This is a genomic window from Nocardiopsis exhalans (genome assembly GCF_024134545.1).
Classification (GTDB): Bacteria; Actinomycetota; Actinomycetes; order Streptosporangiales; family Streptosporangiaceae; genus Nocardiopsis; species Nocardiopsis exhalans.
In genome coordinates, this window is sequence record NZ_CP099837.1 from 3,692,192 (window position 1) to 3,707,835 (window position 15,644).

General features: G+C 70.2%; 15 protein-coding genes and 1 pseudogene. 10 read left to right on the forward strand and 6 right to left on the reverse strand.

Annotated elements, in window-relative coordinates; genetic code table 11:
• Positions 1–310: 310 nt before the first annotated feature.
• Positions 311–1,264 carry a prolyl aminopeptidase gene (pip, locus tag NE857_RS16235; protein WP_254421755.1) on the reverse strand — a complete coding sequence of 318 codons (954 nt, stop codon included), beginning with the start codon at positions 1,262–1,264 and terminating at the stop codon, positions 311–313.
• Positions 1,265–1,530: 266 nt separating this feature from the next.
• Between pip and NE857_RS34240 the strand changes: the two genes are divergently transcribed.
• From NE857_RS34240 to NE857_RS16255, 3 genes are all read left to right on the forward strand, one after another.
• Positions 1,531–2,415 (forward strand): MerR family transcriptional regulator, encoded by an 885-nt coding sequence (locus NE857_RS34240; protein ID WP_301184341.1) that lies wholly within the window; start codon positions 1,531–1,533, stop codon positions 2,413–2,415.
• A gap of 115 nt (positions 2,416–2,530) precedes the next feature.
• A complete protein-coding gene (locus NE857_RS34245; RefSeq protein WP_301184342.1) occupies positions 2,531–3,445 on the forward strand; it encodes a transglutaminase-like domain-containing protein in 915 nt (304 codons plus the stop codon).
• Positions 3,446–3,541: 96 nt separating this feature from the next.
• Positions 3,542–3,970, forward strand: a complete 429-nt coding sequence (locus tag NE857_RS16255; protein ID WP_254421756.1) for a pyridoxamine 5'-phosphate oxidase family protein — start codon at positions 3,542–3,544, stop codon at positions 3,968–3,970.
• An 80-nt stretch (positions 3,971–4,050) separates the two neighbouring features.
• On the opposite strand, the gene NE857_RS16260 is transcribed toward NE857_RS16255, so the two are convergent.
• Positions 4,051–5,073 (reverse strand): aminotransferase class V-fold PLP-dependent enzyme, encoded by a 1,023-nt coding sequence (locus NE857_RS16260; RefSeq protein WP_254421757.1) that lies wholly within the window; start codon positions 5,071–5,073, stop codon positions 4,051–4,053.
• Between the two features lie 181 nt (positions 5,074–5,254).
• On the opposite strand from NE857_RS16260, the gene NE857_RS16265 reads away from it, so the two are divergent.
• Entirely contained in the window at positions 5,255–6,247 is a 993-nt protein-coding gene (locus tag NE857_RS16265) for an NAD(P)/FAD-dependent oxidoreductase (RefSeq protein ID WP_254421758.1), read from the forward strand.
• A 208-nt stretch (positions 6,248–6,455) separates the two neighbouring features.
• Here the strand turns inward: NE857_RS16265 and NE857_RS16270 are convergent, their stop codons facing one another.
• Positions 6,456–6,656, reverse strand: a complete 201-nt coding sequence (locus NE857_RS16270; RefSeq protein WP_254421759.1) for a hypothetical protein — start codon at positions 6,654–6,656, stop codon at positions 6,456–6,458.
• 218 nt (positions 6,657–6,874) lie between these two features.
• On the opposite strand from NE857_RS16270, the gene NE857_RS16275 reads away from it, so the two are divergent.
• Positions 6,875–7,861, forward strand: coding sequence for a phosphotransferase family protein (locus NE857_RS16275; protein WP_254421760.1), 987 nt, complete (start codon positions 6,875–6,877; stop codon positions 7,859–7,861).
• Positions 7,862–7,990: 129 nt separating this feature from the next.
• On the opposite strand, the gene NE857_RS16280 is transcribed toward NE857_RS16275, so the two are convergent.
• Positions 7,991–8,545: a putative protein N(5)-glutamine methyltransferase gene (locus NE857_RS16280; RefSeq protein WP_254421761.1), complete on the reverse strand. Its 555-nt coding sequence runs from the start codon at positions 8,543–8,545 to the stop codon at positions 7,991–7,993.
• Positions 8,546–8,967: 422 nt separating this feature from the next.
• Between NE857_RS16280 and NE857_RS16285 the strand changes: the two genes are divergently transcribed.
• The 3 genes and pseudogenes from NE857_RS16285 to NE857_RS16295 all read left to right on the forward strand — a co-directional run bounded on the left by NE857_RS16285 (position 8,968) and on the right by NE857_RS16295 (position 11,441).
• Complete coding sequence (locus tag NE857_RS16285) at positions 8,968–9,936, forward strand: GlxA family transcriptional regulator (RefSeq protein WP_254421762.1); 969 nt, start codon at positions 8,968–8,970, stop codon at positions 9,934–9,936.
• A gap of 75 nt (positions 9,937–10,011) precedes the next feature.
• Positions 10,012–10,653 carry a DJ-1/PfpI family protein gene (locus tag NE857_RS16290; protein ID WP_254421763.1) on the forward strand — a complete coding sequence of 214 codons (642 nt, stop codon included), beginning with the start codon at positions 10,012–10,014 and terminating at the stop codon, positions 10,651–10,653.
• Between the two features lie 63 nt (positions 10,654–10,716).
• Positions 10,717–11,441 (forward strand): annotated as a pseudogene (locus tag NE857_RS16295) (Mut7-C RNAse domain-containing protein).
• Positions 11,442–11,445: 4 nt separating this feature from the next.
• On the opposite strand, the gene NE857_RS16300 reads toward NE857_RS16295, so the two are convergent.
• Entirely contained in the window at positions 11,446–12,375 is a 930-nt protein-coding gene (locus NE857_RS16300; protein ID WP_254421764.1) for a phosphotransferase family protein, read from the reverse strand.
• Between the two features lie 421 nt (positions 12,376–12,796).
• Here NE857_RS16300 and NE857_RS16305 point away from each other — a divergent pair, with 421 nt between their 5' ends.
• Both NE857_RS16305 and NE857_RS16310 read left to right on the forward strand, forming a co-directional pair.
• Entirely contained in the window at positions 12,797–13,399 is a 603-nt protein-coding gene (locus NE857_RS16305) for a maleylpyruvate isomerase N-terminal domain-containing protein (protein WP_254421765.1), read from the forward strand.
• Positions 13,400–13,450: 51 nt separating this feature from the next.
• Complete coding sequence (locus NE857_RS16310) at positions 13,451–14,212, forward strand: class I SAM-dependent methyltransferase (protein WP_254421766.1); 762 nt, start codon at positions 13,451–13,453, stop codon at positions 14,210–14,212.
• Positions 14,213–14,504: 292 nt separating this feature from the next.
• On the opposite strand, the gene NE857_RS16315 is transcribed toward NE857_RS16310, so the two are convergent.
• Positions 14,505–15,452: a threonine ammonia-lyase gene (locus NE857_RS16315; protein ID WP_254421767.1), complete on the reverse strand. Its 948-nt coding sequence runs from the start codon at positions 15,450–15,452 to the stop codon at positions 14,505–14,507.
• Positions 15,453–15,644: the final 192 nt, after the last annotated feature.

Here is a 15,644-nt window from a genome sequence, read left to right on the forward strand (position 1 = left end):
ATGAAAGGTGGTGCGCGGGCCGCCTGCGGGTGGGTGTGGGGGCGGTGTGGGCCACACCGGTGCGGGGCTGAGGGTTGTGCGGGCTGCCCGGTGTGGTGGGCCGGTGGTGGCCGAGGTCGCCGGTGCGGGGTGCGGGTGCAGGTGGTGGTGCGGGCTTCGGTGCGCTACTACAACACCGAGGCCGAGCTGGAGCGGGTGGTGGAGTTGGTGCGGTCGCTGGCCTGAGGCGAGCCAGACGAAAGCCCCCGAAGGGGTGTGTGCGGGCCCTGCGAGGTGGCGGCCTCGCAGGGCTTTGGTGTGTGCGGGGGTGTTAGTCCAGGTGGGCGAAGTGGTCGGTGGCGGTCACCACGGCCGCGCCGATCCCCCCGGTGCTGGCGGTGTGCGCGGCGTCGCCCACGATCACCAGTTCGGCGGCCTTCCAATGACGGGCCAGGTCATAGGCGGTGTCGCTGGGGCCGCTGATGTCCAGGCGGCCGTTGATGAGGACGGCGGGGATGTGCGCGACCTGGGGGATCTGCTCCAGGAGCTGGCCCGGGGCCAGGAAGCAGTCGTTGGCCCAGTAGTGGGTGACGGCACGGGCGAAGGTGTAGCGAAAGTCGGGGTCGTCGTAGCGGGGGTCGGGGGTGAAGCCGGGGGCGGTGGCCACGTGGGTGTCCTCCCACCGGCACCAGGCCTTGGCGGCGGTGTCACGGATGTGTGGGTCGGGGTCGGCCAGCAGTCGGGCGTAGGCGGCCGGAAGGGCACGGGGGTCGGCATCGGGCCCCGCGGCGGCGTAGAAGTCCTCCCACTGGTCGGGGAAGACGCGGCGCATGTCGTGGGTGATCCAGGTGATCTCGGTGCGGGTGCCCGCGGTGACGGCGAACAGCACCAAGGAGATGACGTGGTCGGGGTGGGCTTGTGCGTAGGCCAGGCCCAGGCAGCTTCCCCAGGAGGCGCCCAGGACGTGCCAGCGTTCGATGCCCAGGTGGGTGCGCAGGGCTTCGAAGTCGTCGATGAGGTGGGCGGTGGTGTTGGTGGACAGGTCGGTGTCCACGTCGCCCGCGCTGGGGGTGCTGCGGCCGGTTCCGCGCTGGTCGAGCAGGATCACCCGGTAGCGGTCGGGGTCGGTGAACCTCGACCATGTGGGGCTGGCCCCGGAGCCTGGGCCGCCGTGGACCATGAGGATCGGGGTTCCGTGGGGGTTTCCGGCCTCCTGCCAGAACACGCGGTGGCCTTGGCTGACGGTCAGGTGGCCGCTGGTGTGGGGGGTGCTGGTGGGGTACACGTGCGTGGCTCCGATCAGGGGGTGGGGTGGTCGGGGTTGGGCCACCTGGTGGGTGAGCGCTTGCGGACCGGTGCGTAGCGGGGCGCTGCGCGGTTGCTGTCTTGGCCGGGGTACGGCCCGGTCTGGTCCGGCGCTGATGCTATCGCTCACCGTGCGCGGGCAGTGACTGTTGGGGCGGTGCGCTGGGGTGGCCTCGGTCCCGGCCGGGGCGGCGGGGTGGAGTGCGGGTTGACCGTGCCCTTGGGGCAGGGTTCACACTCAGGGGCATGAGCGAGTCATCGGAGCCGCTGGAGCTGACGCGCGGGGAGTTCGCGCGCCGCAGCGGCCTGTCCCCCAAGGCGTTGCGGTTGTATGAGCGGTCGGGTTTGTTGGTGCCCCACCGGGTGGAGGCGGCCAACGGGTACCGGTTCTACCTACCCGAGCAGGTGGGTGTGGCGGTGCGGGTGCGTGAGCTGCGACGGATGGACATGCCGCTGTCGATGGTGGCCGAGGTGGTGGCGGCTTCGCCTGCGGAGGCGGTGGGGTTGGTGCGGGCCTGGTGGCGGGTGCGACAGGAGGTGGAGCGTTCCCGGCAGGCCATGCTCGAGCGGGTGTGCGACCTGGTGGGTGAGCACGGCCCGGAGAGGGCCGGTGCGGTGCGGGGGGCGGGTTCGCAGGAGGAGTCGGGCGAGGGGGTGTGGTCGACCTCGTTGGAAACGGTGCCCGCGGTGACGGTGGCCTGTGCGCGGGCGCGGGTGGGTTTGCAGGAGCTGGTGGAGACCTATCTGGGGTTGGCCGAGCGGGTGCGGCGGGTGTTGGTGGGGCAGGGGGCCCGGGTCGGGGAGCAGACGTGGGTGGTCTACCACGGGACGCCTTCGCCTGATGGGGCGGCGTTGATCGAGGTGGCGGTGCCTTATGAGGGGGTGGCGTGGCCGGAGCGGGGGGTGTCGTTGCGGTGGGAGGGGGCGGGGGTGTGGTTGGTGGCTGAGGTGGCGCGTCGGGATTGTTTCTATCCGCGGATCATGGGGGCTTATGCGGCGGTGGAGCGGGGGTTGGTCGAGCGGGGTTTGCGTTCGGTGGAGGGGTTTCGGGAGGTGTATGTGCGGCCCTGGGAGTCGGTGGGTGAGGGGGAGGCGTTCGCGTGGGTGGTGCGGCCGCTGGCCCGGGGCTGAGGGCTGGGTTTGGTGAGGCAGGTGTTCTGGGTTGGGTGCGGTGAAGGGTCGTGTGGGTGTGGGTGAGAGCGGTGCGGTTGCGGGTGGTGCCTGGGTTAACGAGGGCGGTGAGGGTGTGAGAAGTGTGCCCGCCTCGGTGGGGGTGGATCGGTGGCGTGCGCACACCCCCTTCACCGACCCGGGTGCGTACCGGGAGGTGTTGGTGGCCCTGCCCTCGGATGTGGCGGGGATCGGTGCGCGGGTGCGGCGGGTGTTGACGCACTACCGGGCCGGGGGCCGGGTGGGTGTGGGTGAGCGGTGGGAGGAGATCGACCTGCGGTGGGTGGAGGCGATGTTGGCCACCGACGCCGCCCGGGACGGGCGGGAGTGGTCGGTGGAGCGGGCCGAGCCGTTGGTGGGGTGCTGTCGGGATTTCGCGGTGTTGACGGTGGCGGCGTTGCGCGAGCACGGGGTGGCGGCGCGCTCGCGGGTGGGGTTCGCGTCGTATCTCAACCGGGATTTTGGTACCGATCACGTGGTGGTGGAGTACTGGGACGGGCAGCGGTGGGTGTGGGCGGACCCCCAGCTGGACCCGGAGGTGGGGTGGGGTGTGGACCCCTTGGATTTGTCCCATGGGGGTGTGGTGGGTGAGGTGGCGTTCTCGGGGGCGTCGGCGGTGTGGTTGGCGGTGCGCTCCGGTGAGGTGGACGGGGGCGGGTTCGGGGTGGATCCGGGGTTGCCGATGTTGCGGGGTGGGTGGTTGGTGCGTGACTACGTGTGGTTGGAGGTGGCGCACCGGTTGGGTGTGGAGACGTTGTTGTGGGATGGGTGGGGTGCGATGGGGCGGTGGGGTGAGAGTGCGTTGACTGATGAGGTGGCGCGTTTGGTGGTGGCCGCGGATGCGGGGGCGGTGGGTGCGGAGGAGGAGTTGGCGCGGCGGTTTGCCTGTGATGGGCGGTTGGGTCCGGGCGGGCGGGTGTACTGTGCGTCGCCCTCGGGGTATCGGGGGTGGGTGGATCTGGGGTCGCGGGTGGGGGAGCCGCGCTTGTGAGCTGGTGGGGGCTGGGAAACTGGTGTTTGGTATGTTCCCGGAGTTTGGAGAAGAGTCCTCGTGTCCGATCGTGTTTCATCCACCGATCCCGCGTCTTTGGCCCAGGAGGACCAGCGGGTGGGGGAGCAGGATCCCTTCCTGGTGTTTTGGAGTGAGTACCGTCTGTGCACGTTGGCTTCGCCGCGCCCGGACGGCAGCATTCATCAGGTTCCGGTGGGGGTGACCTATGACCCTGAGCGGCATCTGGCGCGGGTGATCACCTTCGCCTCCAGTTACAAGGCCACCAATTTGGCTGCCCGCCCGGGTACGCGGGTGTCGGTGTGCCAGGTGGAGGGGGGTCGGTGGTCCACGCTCGAGGGTGAGGCCACGGTTTCGCGGGAGGAGGGGGCGGTGGCCGAGGCGGTGCGGCGCTACGCCGAGCGGTACCGGCAGCCGCGCCCCAACCCGGACCGGGTGGTGATCGAGATCGCTGTCACGCGGGTGATGGGCAACGTGCGTCCCGAGCGTGCGGGGATCGTTCCCTGATCTGAGGGTGTGGCGGTGTGAGGAGGGCTGGTGTGCGGATACGCGCCAGCCCTCCCTTTTTCGTGTGCGGGTGCGCGGGTTCAGGCGGTGAGGACCTTGGCGGCCAGGTCGGCGTCGGCTTCGGTGTTGTACAGGTGGAAGGCCAGCCGGGTCTGTCCGCCGCGCTGGGTGGCCACGATCCCGGCTTCGCGCAGGGTGTGCAGGGCGTGGGGGATGTCCACGGTGGTGATGGCCGATCGGGCCGGGGGTTGGTCCAGGTGGGCGCGGAAGCGGTCGGCCAGGCGGGTGTTGTGGGTGTGCACGTGTTCGATGCCGTGGTCGAGGAGGACCTTCAGGGCGGGGGCTGCGGCTACGGCGGCGAACCAGTTGGGGGACAGGTCGAAGGCGCGGGCGGTGGGTGCGGGCTCGAAGTGGTCGCGGTAGAAGGCGGTGGTGGGGGTGGCGTCGGCCATGGGTCCGGCGTTGGTGGGGCGTAGTCGGGTGCGCAGGGTGGGGGCCAGGTAGCCCAGGGCCAGGCCGCGGGGGGCCATGAGCCATTTGTAGGCGGAGCAGACCAGGGCGTCGAAGCGGGTGGCGTCCAGGGGGTACCAGCCCGCGGCTTGGGTGGCGTCGGCCAGGACGAGGGTGTGGTGGGTGCGGGCGGCGGTCAGGATCTGGTCGGTGGGTGCCAGGGTTCCGGTGGCTGATTGCACGGGGCTGAAGGCGACCAGGGTGGTGGTGGGGGTGATGTGTTCGGCTAGTTCGTGCAGGGGTGCGGTGTGTACGGTCAGGCCGCGGTCGGTGTGGGTGTGGAAGGGGAAGGTGGTGGAGGTGAATTCGCCTTGGGGTAGGAGGATGTGGGCGTTGTGGGGGAGGGAGGCGGCGATGGTGCCCACGAGTTGGGAGGTGGTGGCGCCCAGGGTGATGTCGTCGGTGGGGGCGTTGATGAGTTGGGCGAAGCGGGTGCGGGTGTCTTCTACTGCTTGGAACCAGTGGTGGGGGTCGGCGGTGGCGGTGTGCCAGGTGTGGGTGGCTTGGGTCAGGGCTTGGTGGGCGGTGGTGGGTGGGATGCCGTACTGGGCGGTGTTGAGCCAGACGGTGTCGGTGTTCCACAGGCTGTCCATGGGTGGGCAGCTTAGGTGATGCCTGGTGTGCGGTCGGGGTGTCATCGGTTGATCGGTTGACCGGGTGGTGGGGTGGGGGTGGCAGGGGCTTCGTCACCTGAGATTTTGCTGAGTCAGCAAGGTTTGTTGTCGGATTTTGGGGTTGTGCGCAGGATGGGTGTCAGGAGCGAAGGAGGCATTCATGAACGAACCCGCACGCAGTTTCGATGTCGTGGTCGTCGGTGGTGGCGCCGCCGGACTGGCCGGGGCGCTGACGCTGGCCCGGGCACGCCGATCGGTGCTGGTCATCGATGCCGGGGAGCCGCGTAACGCGCCCGCTCAGGGGGTGCACGCCTATGTGGGGATGGAGGGCACACCCCCGGCTGACCTGGCGGCCAAGGGCCGGCAGGAGGTCGCCTCCTATGGGGGTGTGGTCGAATCGGGCCGGGTGGTGGCCGCCCGGCGCACCGAGCAGGGGTTCGAGGTGGAGCGCGAGGACGGTTCGGTGGTGGCGGCCCGGCGTTTGCTGGTCACCACCGGGCTGGTGGATGAGCTTCCTGACATCGCGGGGTTGGCCGAGCACTGGGGCAGTGGGGTGCTGCACTGCCCCTACTGCCACGGTTGGGAGGTGCGCGACCAGCCGTTGGCGGTGGTGGCCAGTGGGCCGGTGGCCGTGCACGCGAGTTTGTTGTGGCGGCAGTGGAGTGATCAGGTGACGCTGTTCGCCTACCCCGGCACCGGGCTGGGCGAGAGTGAGCGTCAGAAGTTGGCCGCGCGCGGCATCACCGTCGTTGACAGCCCGGTCCGGGCCGTGGAGTCGGGGCCGGGCGGGGTGAGCGGGGTGCGCACCGCAGACGGTGCGGTGGTGGCGGTCGATGCGGTCGTGGTGCCCACGTTCATGCGTTCGCGCTCTGAGCTGCTGGTCGACCTGGGTCTGGAGGTGAGCGAGCAGTGGATGGGCGAGCACCTCATGGGCACCTATGTGGAGTCCGATCCCAACGGTGCCACCGCGGTGCCGGGTGTGTGGGTGGCGGGTAACGTCACCTCGGTGAGCGAGCAGGTGATCGGCGCGGCCGCCGCGGGCAACAAGGCGGGGGCGATGATCAACGCCGACCTGGTCATGGCCGAGGCCGAACAGGCCCTGGCCCGAGCCGGGCAGGACGATCAGGTCGTGCAGGCCGAGCCCGCGCGGTGAAGGGGCGCCGCCGCGGCTGCCTTGAGGGGACTGGGCCGAGGTAGGGGCCCAGCCCGTGAACGGGTGGGGCCAAGGGGGTACAGGGCGCGGGTAGCTCTGTGCCCCCCCCTTTTGGGTGTTCACCGGTGGGGGCGGGGCGCCCGGGCCACCCGCACGTGGCCTGGGCGCCCCCAGGGAGAAGGTGCGGTGGAAGTTCGGTGGCTGGGGATCAGGATGTGCTGGTCACCTGCTGGTCCTGGTCGTCCTGGACGAGGGTGAACCCGTCCGCCAGAGCACAGGAAGTCGAACGGTTCAGCGCCACGGTGGTTTTGCCGGGCGAGGCGGGGCAGCGCAGTGCCAGCGCGTGCCGGATCCGGAGGGGGCGGCGGGCCGGGGCCTGAGAGGGCGTGGGGTGGAGGGAGAGGGTCATGGGGGTCGCTTCCGTGCGGGGACGTGACAGGGGTGAGGCTAACGACCCGGGGACAACACAGCCTGAACATCAGGGGACGGCGTCCCTGCCGGGGGTCGACACCCCGCCCTTGTCGCGGATCCGGGGTGTGGGTGTTGGGAAACCCGATGCGCTCGGTGCGGGCCCGGCACTAGGGTCGGCGGTTCCCTCTCCTTCCCTTCCCCCCGGGAGTCTTTGTCATGAGCAGTACCCGAGAGTTCGCCCAGATCCTCCCGTTGCAGGACCTGGTGGGGCGCGCCCTGCAACGGGAGGTCACCGTGAGCGGGCTGGAGCGGTTGCGCGGCGGCACCAAGAAGGGCGTGTACCGGTTGGAGCTGGCGCAGGGCTCCTCGGTGGTCGCTTATGTGTGGGGTGCGGCGGAGAACTTCTGGCCCCAGGACATGTGCAGCTCCCCCGACCCCGATGGTGACCCCTTCGCCCATGCCGACGGGGTGGATCTGTTCGTGGGTGCCTCCCGGGTCCTGGAGTCGGTGGGTGTGCGCAGCCCGCGGGTGTATTTGGTGGAGCGCGCACACCCCAAGCTCAACGCTGACGTGGCCATCGTCGAGGACGTGCGCGGCCCGACCTTGGAGGAGCACATCGCCCACGGGGAACCCGACCTGGTGGTGCGGGTGCTGGGCCGGTTGGGTGAAGTGCTGGCAGCCATGGCTGTGCCGGTGCAGACGGGGGTGGGCAAGGTGTCGCGGCCTTTGGTGCACGAGCGTTCCTGCGAAAGTGTGGTGCTGGATCGGGCCCTGGTTGATCTGGCTGAGGGTGCGCGGCGGCGCCCCGAGCTGGCCCGGGCCGCACCCCGGCTGGAGCGGCGGCTGGGTGAGTTCTTTGACCGGGTGGAGCCGCGCTCCGAGCACGGGGTGATCCACGGCGAACTGGGCCCCGACCACGTGCTGGTGGACCAGGACGAGAACCCGGTGCTCATCGACATCGAAGGATTGATGTACTTCGACGCCGAGTGGGAGTACACCTTCCTGCGGTTGCGTTTGGGTGACCTGTACGAGTATGTGGAGCGGCCCGGCCTGGACCCGGCCCGCATGGATCTGTACATGCTGGCCCACCACGTGTCTTTGGTGGCCGGTCCGCTGCGCCTGTTGGAGGGCGACTACCCCCACCAGCAGGAGATGCTCGGCATCGTCGAATACCACCTGGGCCGGGCCCTGGCCCACGCCTAGGCACGTTCTCCGAGGGTGGCTGTGCTCGGAGCGGCTCGCGCCCCGACCACAGCCTTTGGTATCAGGCGGGTGGGCGCCGGCCCAGGACCACGCAGGTGTCGGTGTCCGGGCACCTCACCCAGGACGCCCTCAGACCTGCTTTGGTAGGGAGATCTGCTTGGTGGGTACGTAGGGGGCGTTGACCACCAGCACGTCCACCCGGCCCAGCAGGGCCCGGGGCAGGGGGTGGAACAGGTCGCCGTGGTGGACCTGTCCGCCCAGGTGGGTGATGTTGCGGCGGGCGCAGCGCACACTGGCCGCGTCGATGTCGGCGGCGTGCAGCCGCACCCCTTTTCGGCGGGTGGCGAGTGCGGCGCCCAGCGCCGCGGTGCCACAGCACAGGTCGACGACCAGGGCTCCGGGGCGGGTGCGGGCCAGGGCCTGGAGGGCGAGGAACTCGCTGCGCGGGCGGGGGACGAACACACCCGGTTCCACGAACAGGCGCAGGTTCAGGAAGTCGGCCCAGCCCAGGACGTGCTCGAGAGGGGTGCCGCTGGTGCGCTGGTCCACCATGCGCGTCAGGTCGTCGGGAGTGCGTGCGCTGGTGGTGATCAGGTGCGCTTCCTGTTCGGCGAACACGCATCCTGCCTGGCGCAGGCGGGTGATGACGGTGGTGGTGCACAGCACGGTGGGGTGTGGTGACAAGGGGACCTTTCGGGATGCCCAAGGGCGCTCCCGCGCTCACCTACACCGTGGGGGAGAGATGACCGTGGGATGGAAGCGCCCGGCTTGCTGCTGCGGTGATCGGTCCCACCTCCTCGGTCGTGATGTTGGGGTCCAGGCTAGCGGATACCGGGCGGCTCGGGTGGGGCAGCTCTGTGCAGGGTGTGGGCGGTAGGTGGGTGAACAGGCGCAACGGGCCCAGGATTCGGCTGAGGGGTGGGGCGCTCCAGTGGCGTTGGCCCGGCCGGGGCGTGGGATCGGCCAGGCGGGCCGGGGCCCGGGTCAGGTGGTGCCGCACCCTCCGATGACCGGGCCCGCTGATGTACCAGCGCCCCGCGCCCGATGGCGCGAAAGGTGGGAACCCTGTCATTGCGGCCACCACCAGCATCAATCATCATCGGAACATGACCCGCCCCACCGTCCTTGTGCCCCTTTTCGACAGGGTTCAGAGCCTCGACGTCGCCGGTCCGCTGGAGGTCTTCCATGGCGCCTCCCGGGTACCCGCCGCCGTCCCCGGCCGAAGGCCGCGCACTCTGACCGCCTCCCTGGACGGTGCCCCGGTGCGCACCGAAAGCGGCCTGACCCTGCTCCCCGAGAGCGCACTCGACGGCGTCGGTGACATCGACACCCTCCTCGTGCCGGGCGGCCACGGTGCCCTGGACCCTGACCCGCGCCTGGTCTGCTGGATCCGCGAGTACGCACCCCGTGCACGCCGCATCGCCTCGGTGTGCACCGGCGCCTTCGTCCTGGCCGAGGCCGGGCTGCTGGACGGGCGGCGTGTGACCACCCACTGGGACCACTGCGCCGCCCTCTCCCGGCGCCACCCCCGCCTCACCGTCGACCCCGACCCCATCTTCGTCCGCGACGGCTCGGTCACCACTTCCGCCGGTGTCACCGCGGGTATCGACCTGGCACTGGCCCTGGTCGAGGACGATCTGGGCCACCACACCGCGCTGACCATCGCCCGTCACCTGGTCATGTTCCTGCGCCGTCCCGGTAACCAGGCACAGTTCAGCACCCATCTCGCAGCGCAGGCGGCCCGGCGTCCGCCCCTGCGCGACCTCCAGCACTGGATCGCCGCCAACCCCGGCGAGGACCTGTCCGTCGAGGCCCTCGCCGAGCGGGCCGGCTACTCCGCACGACAGTTCCAACGCGTGTTCACCGCTGAGGTCGGTACCACCCCCGGCCGCTACGTCGATCGTGTGCGGCTCGAGACCGCCCGGCGCCTGCTCGAGGAGGGCACCGAAGCCGTCGAAACCGTCGCCCGCGCCAGCGGCTACGGCACCTACGAGGCGATGCGGCGCGCCTTCGTCCGTGTCCTGGACTGCGCCCCGGCCGACTACCGCAGCCGGTTCCACACCCTCGGCACCTGAGACCACTCCGCACCCGGGCCGCACCGCACCGCGCGGCAGCGCGGCCACCCTTCATGACACAGAGTAAGGAAATGTATGCGCATCGCGATCCTGTTGTTCGATCGCCTCACCGCGCTCGACGCCGTGGGCCCCTACGAGATCCTGGGCGCCCTGCCCAGCGCCGAGGTGTCCTTCGTCGGTGAGCGCCGCGGTACCGTCCGCTGCTTCGGAGGCGGTCTGGGCCTGAGTGTGGACACCGAACTCGACGAACTCACCGACCCCGACATCATCCTGGTCCCCGGCGGCCCCGGGCAGGCCGCACTGATGGACGACGGGCCCGTCCACGAGTGGCTGCGCGCCGCGGACGCCACCAGCACATGGACGACCTCGGTGTGCACTGGTTCTCTTGTCCTGGCCGCTGCCGGGCTCCTGCGAGGGCGCCGGGCCACCTCCCACTGGCTCGCTTTGGACCAACTCCCCGCGTTGGGCGCCGAACCCACCGGCGAGCGCGTGGTCTTCGACGGTAAGTACGTCACCGCCGCCGGAGTCTCCTCCGGCATCGACATGGCCCTCAGTCTGGTCGGACGCATCGCGGGCGACGACGTGGCCCAGGCCCTCCAACTGATCACCGAGTACGACCCCCAGCCGCCCTATGACGCCGGATCACCGCACACCGCCCCCGCGCACATCGTCAAGAGCCTGCGCGAGGGCGACCGCTCCGTCCTCGAAGGGGCCTGAGCGGGCCCGGGGCGGTGGCGCCGTACCCTCCCGCGACGCCACCGCCCGTGCCATGGTGGGGTTATGGGACCGGCGAACCTGGTTGTGCGCTTCGCACCCGAGCTCCGTTTCTTCCTGCTGCCGCGCCACCGGCACGCACAGGTGCGCCTGGCCTCCGATCCCACCTCCACCCTGGGCCACATCGTGGACTCGCTCGGCGTCCCCCGACCGAGGTCGGCACGCTCACTGTGCACGGCGCGGCCGTCACACCCTCCTACCGCCCACAGCCCGGCGACCACATCGAGGTCGCCGCTGTCGAACGCCCCCAATTTCTGCCGCAGTGGCCGCCGACGTTCCTGTTGGACGTGCACCTGGGCACACTCGCGCGCAGGCTCCGCCTCCTGGGCGTGGACACCGCCTACGACAACGACCGCGACGACCCCTCACTGGTCCGCCAGGCCAACGCTGAAGAGCGCGTTCTGCTCACCCGCGACCGCGAACTGCTGTGCCGCAAGAACCTGCACACGGGCGGTCATGTCCGCCATGACCGCCCCGACGATCAGCTGTGTGAGGTGCTGGAGCGGTTCGCGCCGCCGCTGGAACCGTGGACACGGTGTCTGGCCTGTAACGGCCCGCTCGCTCCGGCTGCCAAGGGTGAGGTTGACGAGCACCTGTGTGCGGGCACCCGCGCTACCTACGACACCTTCGCGCGCTGCCACTCGTGTGGCCAGGTGTACTGGCGCGGGGCTCATCATGGGCGGCTCGAAGAGATCGTGCGCGGGGCCCAGGCCCTTCTGGCCCGGGGCTGAACCCTCAACCCCGTCCCGTTGCCCCGCCCGCCGGGCCTTCGGGTGCAAGGTCAGCCCAGGGCCCGGGAGGGTTCGAGGCGAACAGGCGCAGCAGCCCCAGAAGACGGCTGGCCGGGGGTGCGGTCCAGTGCCGCTGACCGGGTTGTGGAACCGGGTCCTCCAGGCGGCCCAGCGCCCAGGTCAGGTGGTGCCACAGCACGCGGGCCTGCCACCCCTGCCCGCTCGCCTGGCCGCCCTCACGCTGGTAGGCGTCCAGGATGCGGGGCAGCCACCAGGGCGGGAGTTTGGCGAAGTCCATCGCTGGGTCGGCCACCGCGGCGTCCCCCCAGTCCACGATCCCGCCCAGGTCCCTGCCCGGTGTCACCAGCAGGTTCTGCGGCGCGATGTCGCCGTGGACCAGGACGGGGTCTCCACCTGGGGGTGCGAGGGCTGCCAGGCGTTCACACCAGGCCCTGAGCCAGTCGGCGGCCTCGGCGTCGATGTGCCCCGAACCCAGGAGGCGTTCCAGTAGGGGGCCGGCGTCGGTGACCCCGGAGTCGCGCGGTAGGCCGGGAAGGCCGTCGACGGGGACGGTGTGGATGCGGGCGAGTTCCCGGCCGAGGCGGTCCAGGAGGGCGGTGGCGGGTTCGGTGCCGACCAGGTCACCGCCGGCCACGCGTTCCAGCACCATGTACGGAGTGCCGCCAGGCGGGTCGGCGAACTCGACGAGCGCGGGCGTGGTGACACCGGCCTTGCGGGCGAGTGGAACGAGCGCGGCCTCCTTGCGCAGGTCCGCTTCGAACCCGGGGGTGCGCGGAACGCGCAGGACCAGGTGTTCGCCCAGGGCCAGAACGTGGTTGGCCACCCCTTCGGGTAGGGGGAGAACGTGCTCGGCGGGAACGTTGTGGCGCTCGGCGATCGTGTGCGCGGTGGCGAGGACGTCGTGGATCATCATCGCTGATCCTGGCACGCCCTTGTCTGGCCCGTCCCGGGGTTTTCGGGGGTGGGGAGAGCGTCTGCGATGGCAGGCGGCGGGCGGTTCTGGGGGTCGCGGTGGCGCCGTCGAGGGTGGTCGCATCATCCGGGGGCCGGTTGAGGCGCGCACGCGGGATAAAGGGGGTGCCCTCACAGAAGAGGGGTTCGTGGAAGCGTGCACTGATGCGGCGGTGTGTCGCGGCTTCCAGGAGGAGCTTGTTCGGCAGCTCGGTGGAGTCCGCCTCGCCGTACGGGGGAGGCAGGCACGACCCGCGTGTGGGAGGTGCTCACCTTCGACCGGTGAGTGGTCGAAGGTCTACCGCTCAACCCGGTAGTCATCCCTCTCGCCCCCGAAGGGTTCGCCCGAGGCGATGCCGGTGGCCGTGGTTAGACTCCCCCGCATGCGAGGCGACGATGTGCGGGCGGCGGCCGATACGGCCCTGGAGTTCCTGGAGCCCCGCCTGGGGCGTGACTGGTCGGCGGCCATTCCCGGGATGGACTTCACCGTGGCCTCGGTACTGGCCCACGCCGCCCAGGGCCCCTTGTGGTACTCCCTGGACCTGATCGGCGGCACCGAGGATGAGGCCGCCTTCGAGGTCGGGGTACGCGCGGACACCGAGCCCCGCGCGCTGCTGTGTTCCTTGAACAGCGCGGCACGGCTGTGCGCGATCAGCGTGGACGCCCATCCGTCGAGTGCGCGCGGGTTCCATCCGATGGGTGCGGCCGACCCCTCGGGGTTCGCGGCGATGGCGTGCGCGGAGATCTTGGTGCATACCCATGACGCGGCTACCGGTTGGGGTGAGGATTTCCAGCCGGGTCGGGAGCTGGCTCGCCGGGTGTTGGCTCGGCTCTTTCCCTGGCAGGAACCCGGCGAGGACGCGTGGCGGAGTCTGTTGTGGGTGCACGGCCGGGTGGAGTTGGCGGGGGCGAGGGGCGGGCGGGGGTGGCGTTGGCACACCGCCCCGGTGAGTGGGTGGGACGGCAAGGCGCCGTCTGTGGGGTGAATGCGCCGGTGGACCTGTCGGACGCGGGCGGGTGCGTACTAGGTTTTGGTGATGGATCGAGCAACCGAGGCACATGAGACTCCCGCCCCCTCTTCGGATGCGGTGCGAGTGAACGACTACGACAGCTTCGCCGAGGATTATGCGGCCAGCAACGAAAGCGGTATCCAGAACGCCTACTACGAGCGGCCCGCGATGCTGGCTTTGGCCGGGCAGGTGTTGGGGCGGCGGATCCTGGACGCGGGCTGTGGGGCGGGCCCGCTGGCGGCGGCTCTGCGTGAGCGCGGCGCCCAGGTGAGCGGTATCGACGCCAGTGCTTCGATGGTGGCGTTGGCTAGGCGGCGTCTGGGGGATGGGGCGGATCTGCGGGTGGGTGATCTGGCCGATCCCCTGCCCTTCGCCGATGGTGCGTTCGACGACGTGGTTGCTTCCCTGGTGCTGCACTACCTGCGGGACTGGGGGCCCACGCTGGCCGAGATGCGGCGGGTGCTGTGTCCAGGCGGCAGGCTGATCGCTTCGGTGAACCACCCGATCGTGGACTACGCGCTCCAGGATCCGCGGCCCGACTACTTCGCGACCACCAGCTACCGGGACGAGTTCTCCTTCGGTGGGCGGCCGATGGCGATGAAGTTCTGGCGCAGGCCCCTGCACGCGATGACCGATGCCTTCACCGGTGCGGGTTTTCAGCTGCGTCAGATCAGTGAGCCCCAGCCCGACCCGGCCGCTCGTGAGTTGTTCCCTGAGGACTTCCAGGGGTTGTCGACCAAGATCGGTTTCCTCTTCTTCGTCCTGGAGGTACCGCACACCCGGCAGTAGCGCAGGCGCGGGACACAGCAGACGGGTACACCACCGGACAGTACAGCCGGTGGTGTACCCGTCTCGTTTGTGTGGGGTCCTGACCTGGCCTCAATAACGTTGGCGGGTCGTTGTGGGGGCGGGGAGGGGCTTGGGGCACCCCTGAGGGGCTGGCTTCCTAGAACGTTCGGTTATCGGAAGTCAGGATTTTCGACCCCACGGGCATTCGTTTCGTCATGAAAACCCCTTAACGTTACCTAATAACGTAATCAACGAAACGTTATTCAGAAAGGTGCTCCGACACCCAGCCCTGTCAGGGGGCCGACACCAGCCCGGGAAGCAATCCCTGGTCGACATTGGCGCCCGTGATGAGCGTGGCCACCACCGCCCCCGGCAGCTCATGGGCGGCGATCGCCGCCAGCCCCGCCGCGCCCGCCGGCTCGGGCACCACCCCCAGCGTCACCAACGCGGTGCGCATCGCCTGGAGTATCTGGGCATCGCAAACCTCCACCATCTGATCCACCAAGACCCGCATCCGCGCCACCGAAGCCGGGATCGGATCACTGATCGCGATCCCCTCGGCGAAGGTGTCCGCGCGCTCGGTGCCCACAGCCCGACCCAACCGCCAACTGGTGGCCATACTCGGCGCGCCCTGCGCGCACACCCCCACGATGCGGGTGGCGGGGGAATGCTCCTTCAACCAACGCGCCACCCCCGTGATCAGCGCCCCGTCCCCCACCGGCAGCACCACCGCGTCGATCGGCCCCGCCTTCAGCAGCTCCACGCCGATGGTGCCCGCACCCTCGGCGACGCGGGGGTCCTGGCCGTCCTCGACGAAGACCGCGTCCGGGTGCGCTGCGGCGAAGGCGCGGGCGGCCTCGTCCACACCGCTCCCCTGGACCTCGTGCACCCGCGCGCCCAGCGAACGCATACGCGTGAGCTTGACCTGACTGATCCCCGCCGGAACGAACACCTCCGCCCCCAGCCCGCGGCGGGTGGCCGCATACCCCACCGCCTGGCCGAAGTTTCCGGTGGAGGTGCACACCATCCGGGTTCCCGGTGCCAGTTCCCGGGCCAACAGGTCCACGCCCCGGCCCTTGAAACTGCGCAGCGGGTTGAGGGTCTCGACCTTGACCAGCACTCGCCGGCCCAGCGCGGCGCACAGCTGCTCGTCCACATACTGCGGGGAGTTCAGGAAGACCGGGTCGATCAGTTCCGCGGCCCGGGCGATCCGCTCCAGGTCCAAATCCGTTGTGTGCATACCAAAAGCCCTTCGTTCACGTCAGGGGTGGGTTCGTCGCGGTGGGGCTGGGCGCAGACCGGTTTCAGGGCAGCGCGGCGCGCACACCGACAGCGGCAGGAGGGCCACAACCCCTTGTTTGGCGGGGGTGGCCGCTCCCCCAACGGTAGGGCGGCGGGCGGTGGGCGCGATTGAAAAGTTTGCTGCCGTGGC

Coding starts and splice junctions, on each gene's coding strand:
- NE857_RS16275 (WP_254421760.1), top strand. CDS start 6,875: ATGAGCAGTACCCGAGAGTTCGCCCAGATCCTCCCGTTGCAGGACCTG.
- NE857_RS16290 (WP_254421763.1), top strand. CDS start 10,012: ATGCGCATCGCGATCCTGTTGTTCGATCGCCTCACCGCGCTCGACGCC.
- NE857_RS16265 (WP_254421758.1), top strand. CDS start 5,255: ATGAACGAACCCGCACGCAGTTTCGATGTCGTGGTCGTCGGTGGTGGC.
- NE857_RS16270 (WP_254421759.1), bottom strand. CDS start 6,656: ATGACCCTCTCCCTCCACCCCACGCCCTCTCAGGCCCCGGCCCGCCGC.
- NE857_RS16285 (WP_254421762.1), top strand. CDS start 8,968: ATGACCCGCCCCACCGTCCTTGTGCCCCTTTTCGACAGGGTTCAGAGC.
- NE857_RS16310 (WP_254421766.1), top strand. CDS start 13,451: ATGGATCGAGCAACCGAGGCACATGAGACTCCCGCCCCCTCTTCGGAT.
- NE857_RS34240 (WP_301184341.1), top strand. CDS start 1,531: ATGAGCGAGTCATCGGAGCCGCTGGAGCTGACGCGCGGGGAGTTCGCG.
- NE857_RS16260 (WP_254421757.1), bottom strand. CDS start 5,073: ATGGACAGCCTGTGGAACACCGACACCGTCTGGCTCAACACCGCCCAG.
- NE857_RS16300 (WP_254421764.1), bottom strand. CDS start 12,375: ATGATGATCCACGACGTCCTCGCCACCGCGCACACGATCGCCGAGCGC.
- NE857_RS16305 (WP_254421765.1), top strand. CDS start 12,797: ATGCGAGGCGACGATGTGCGGGCGGCGGCCGATACGGCCCTGGAGTTC.
- NE857_RS16315 (WP_254421767.1), bottom strand. CDS start 15,452: ATGCACACAACGGATTTGGACCTGGAGCGGATCGCCCGGGCCGCGGAA.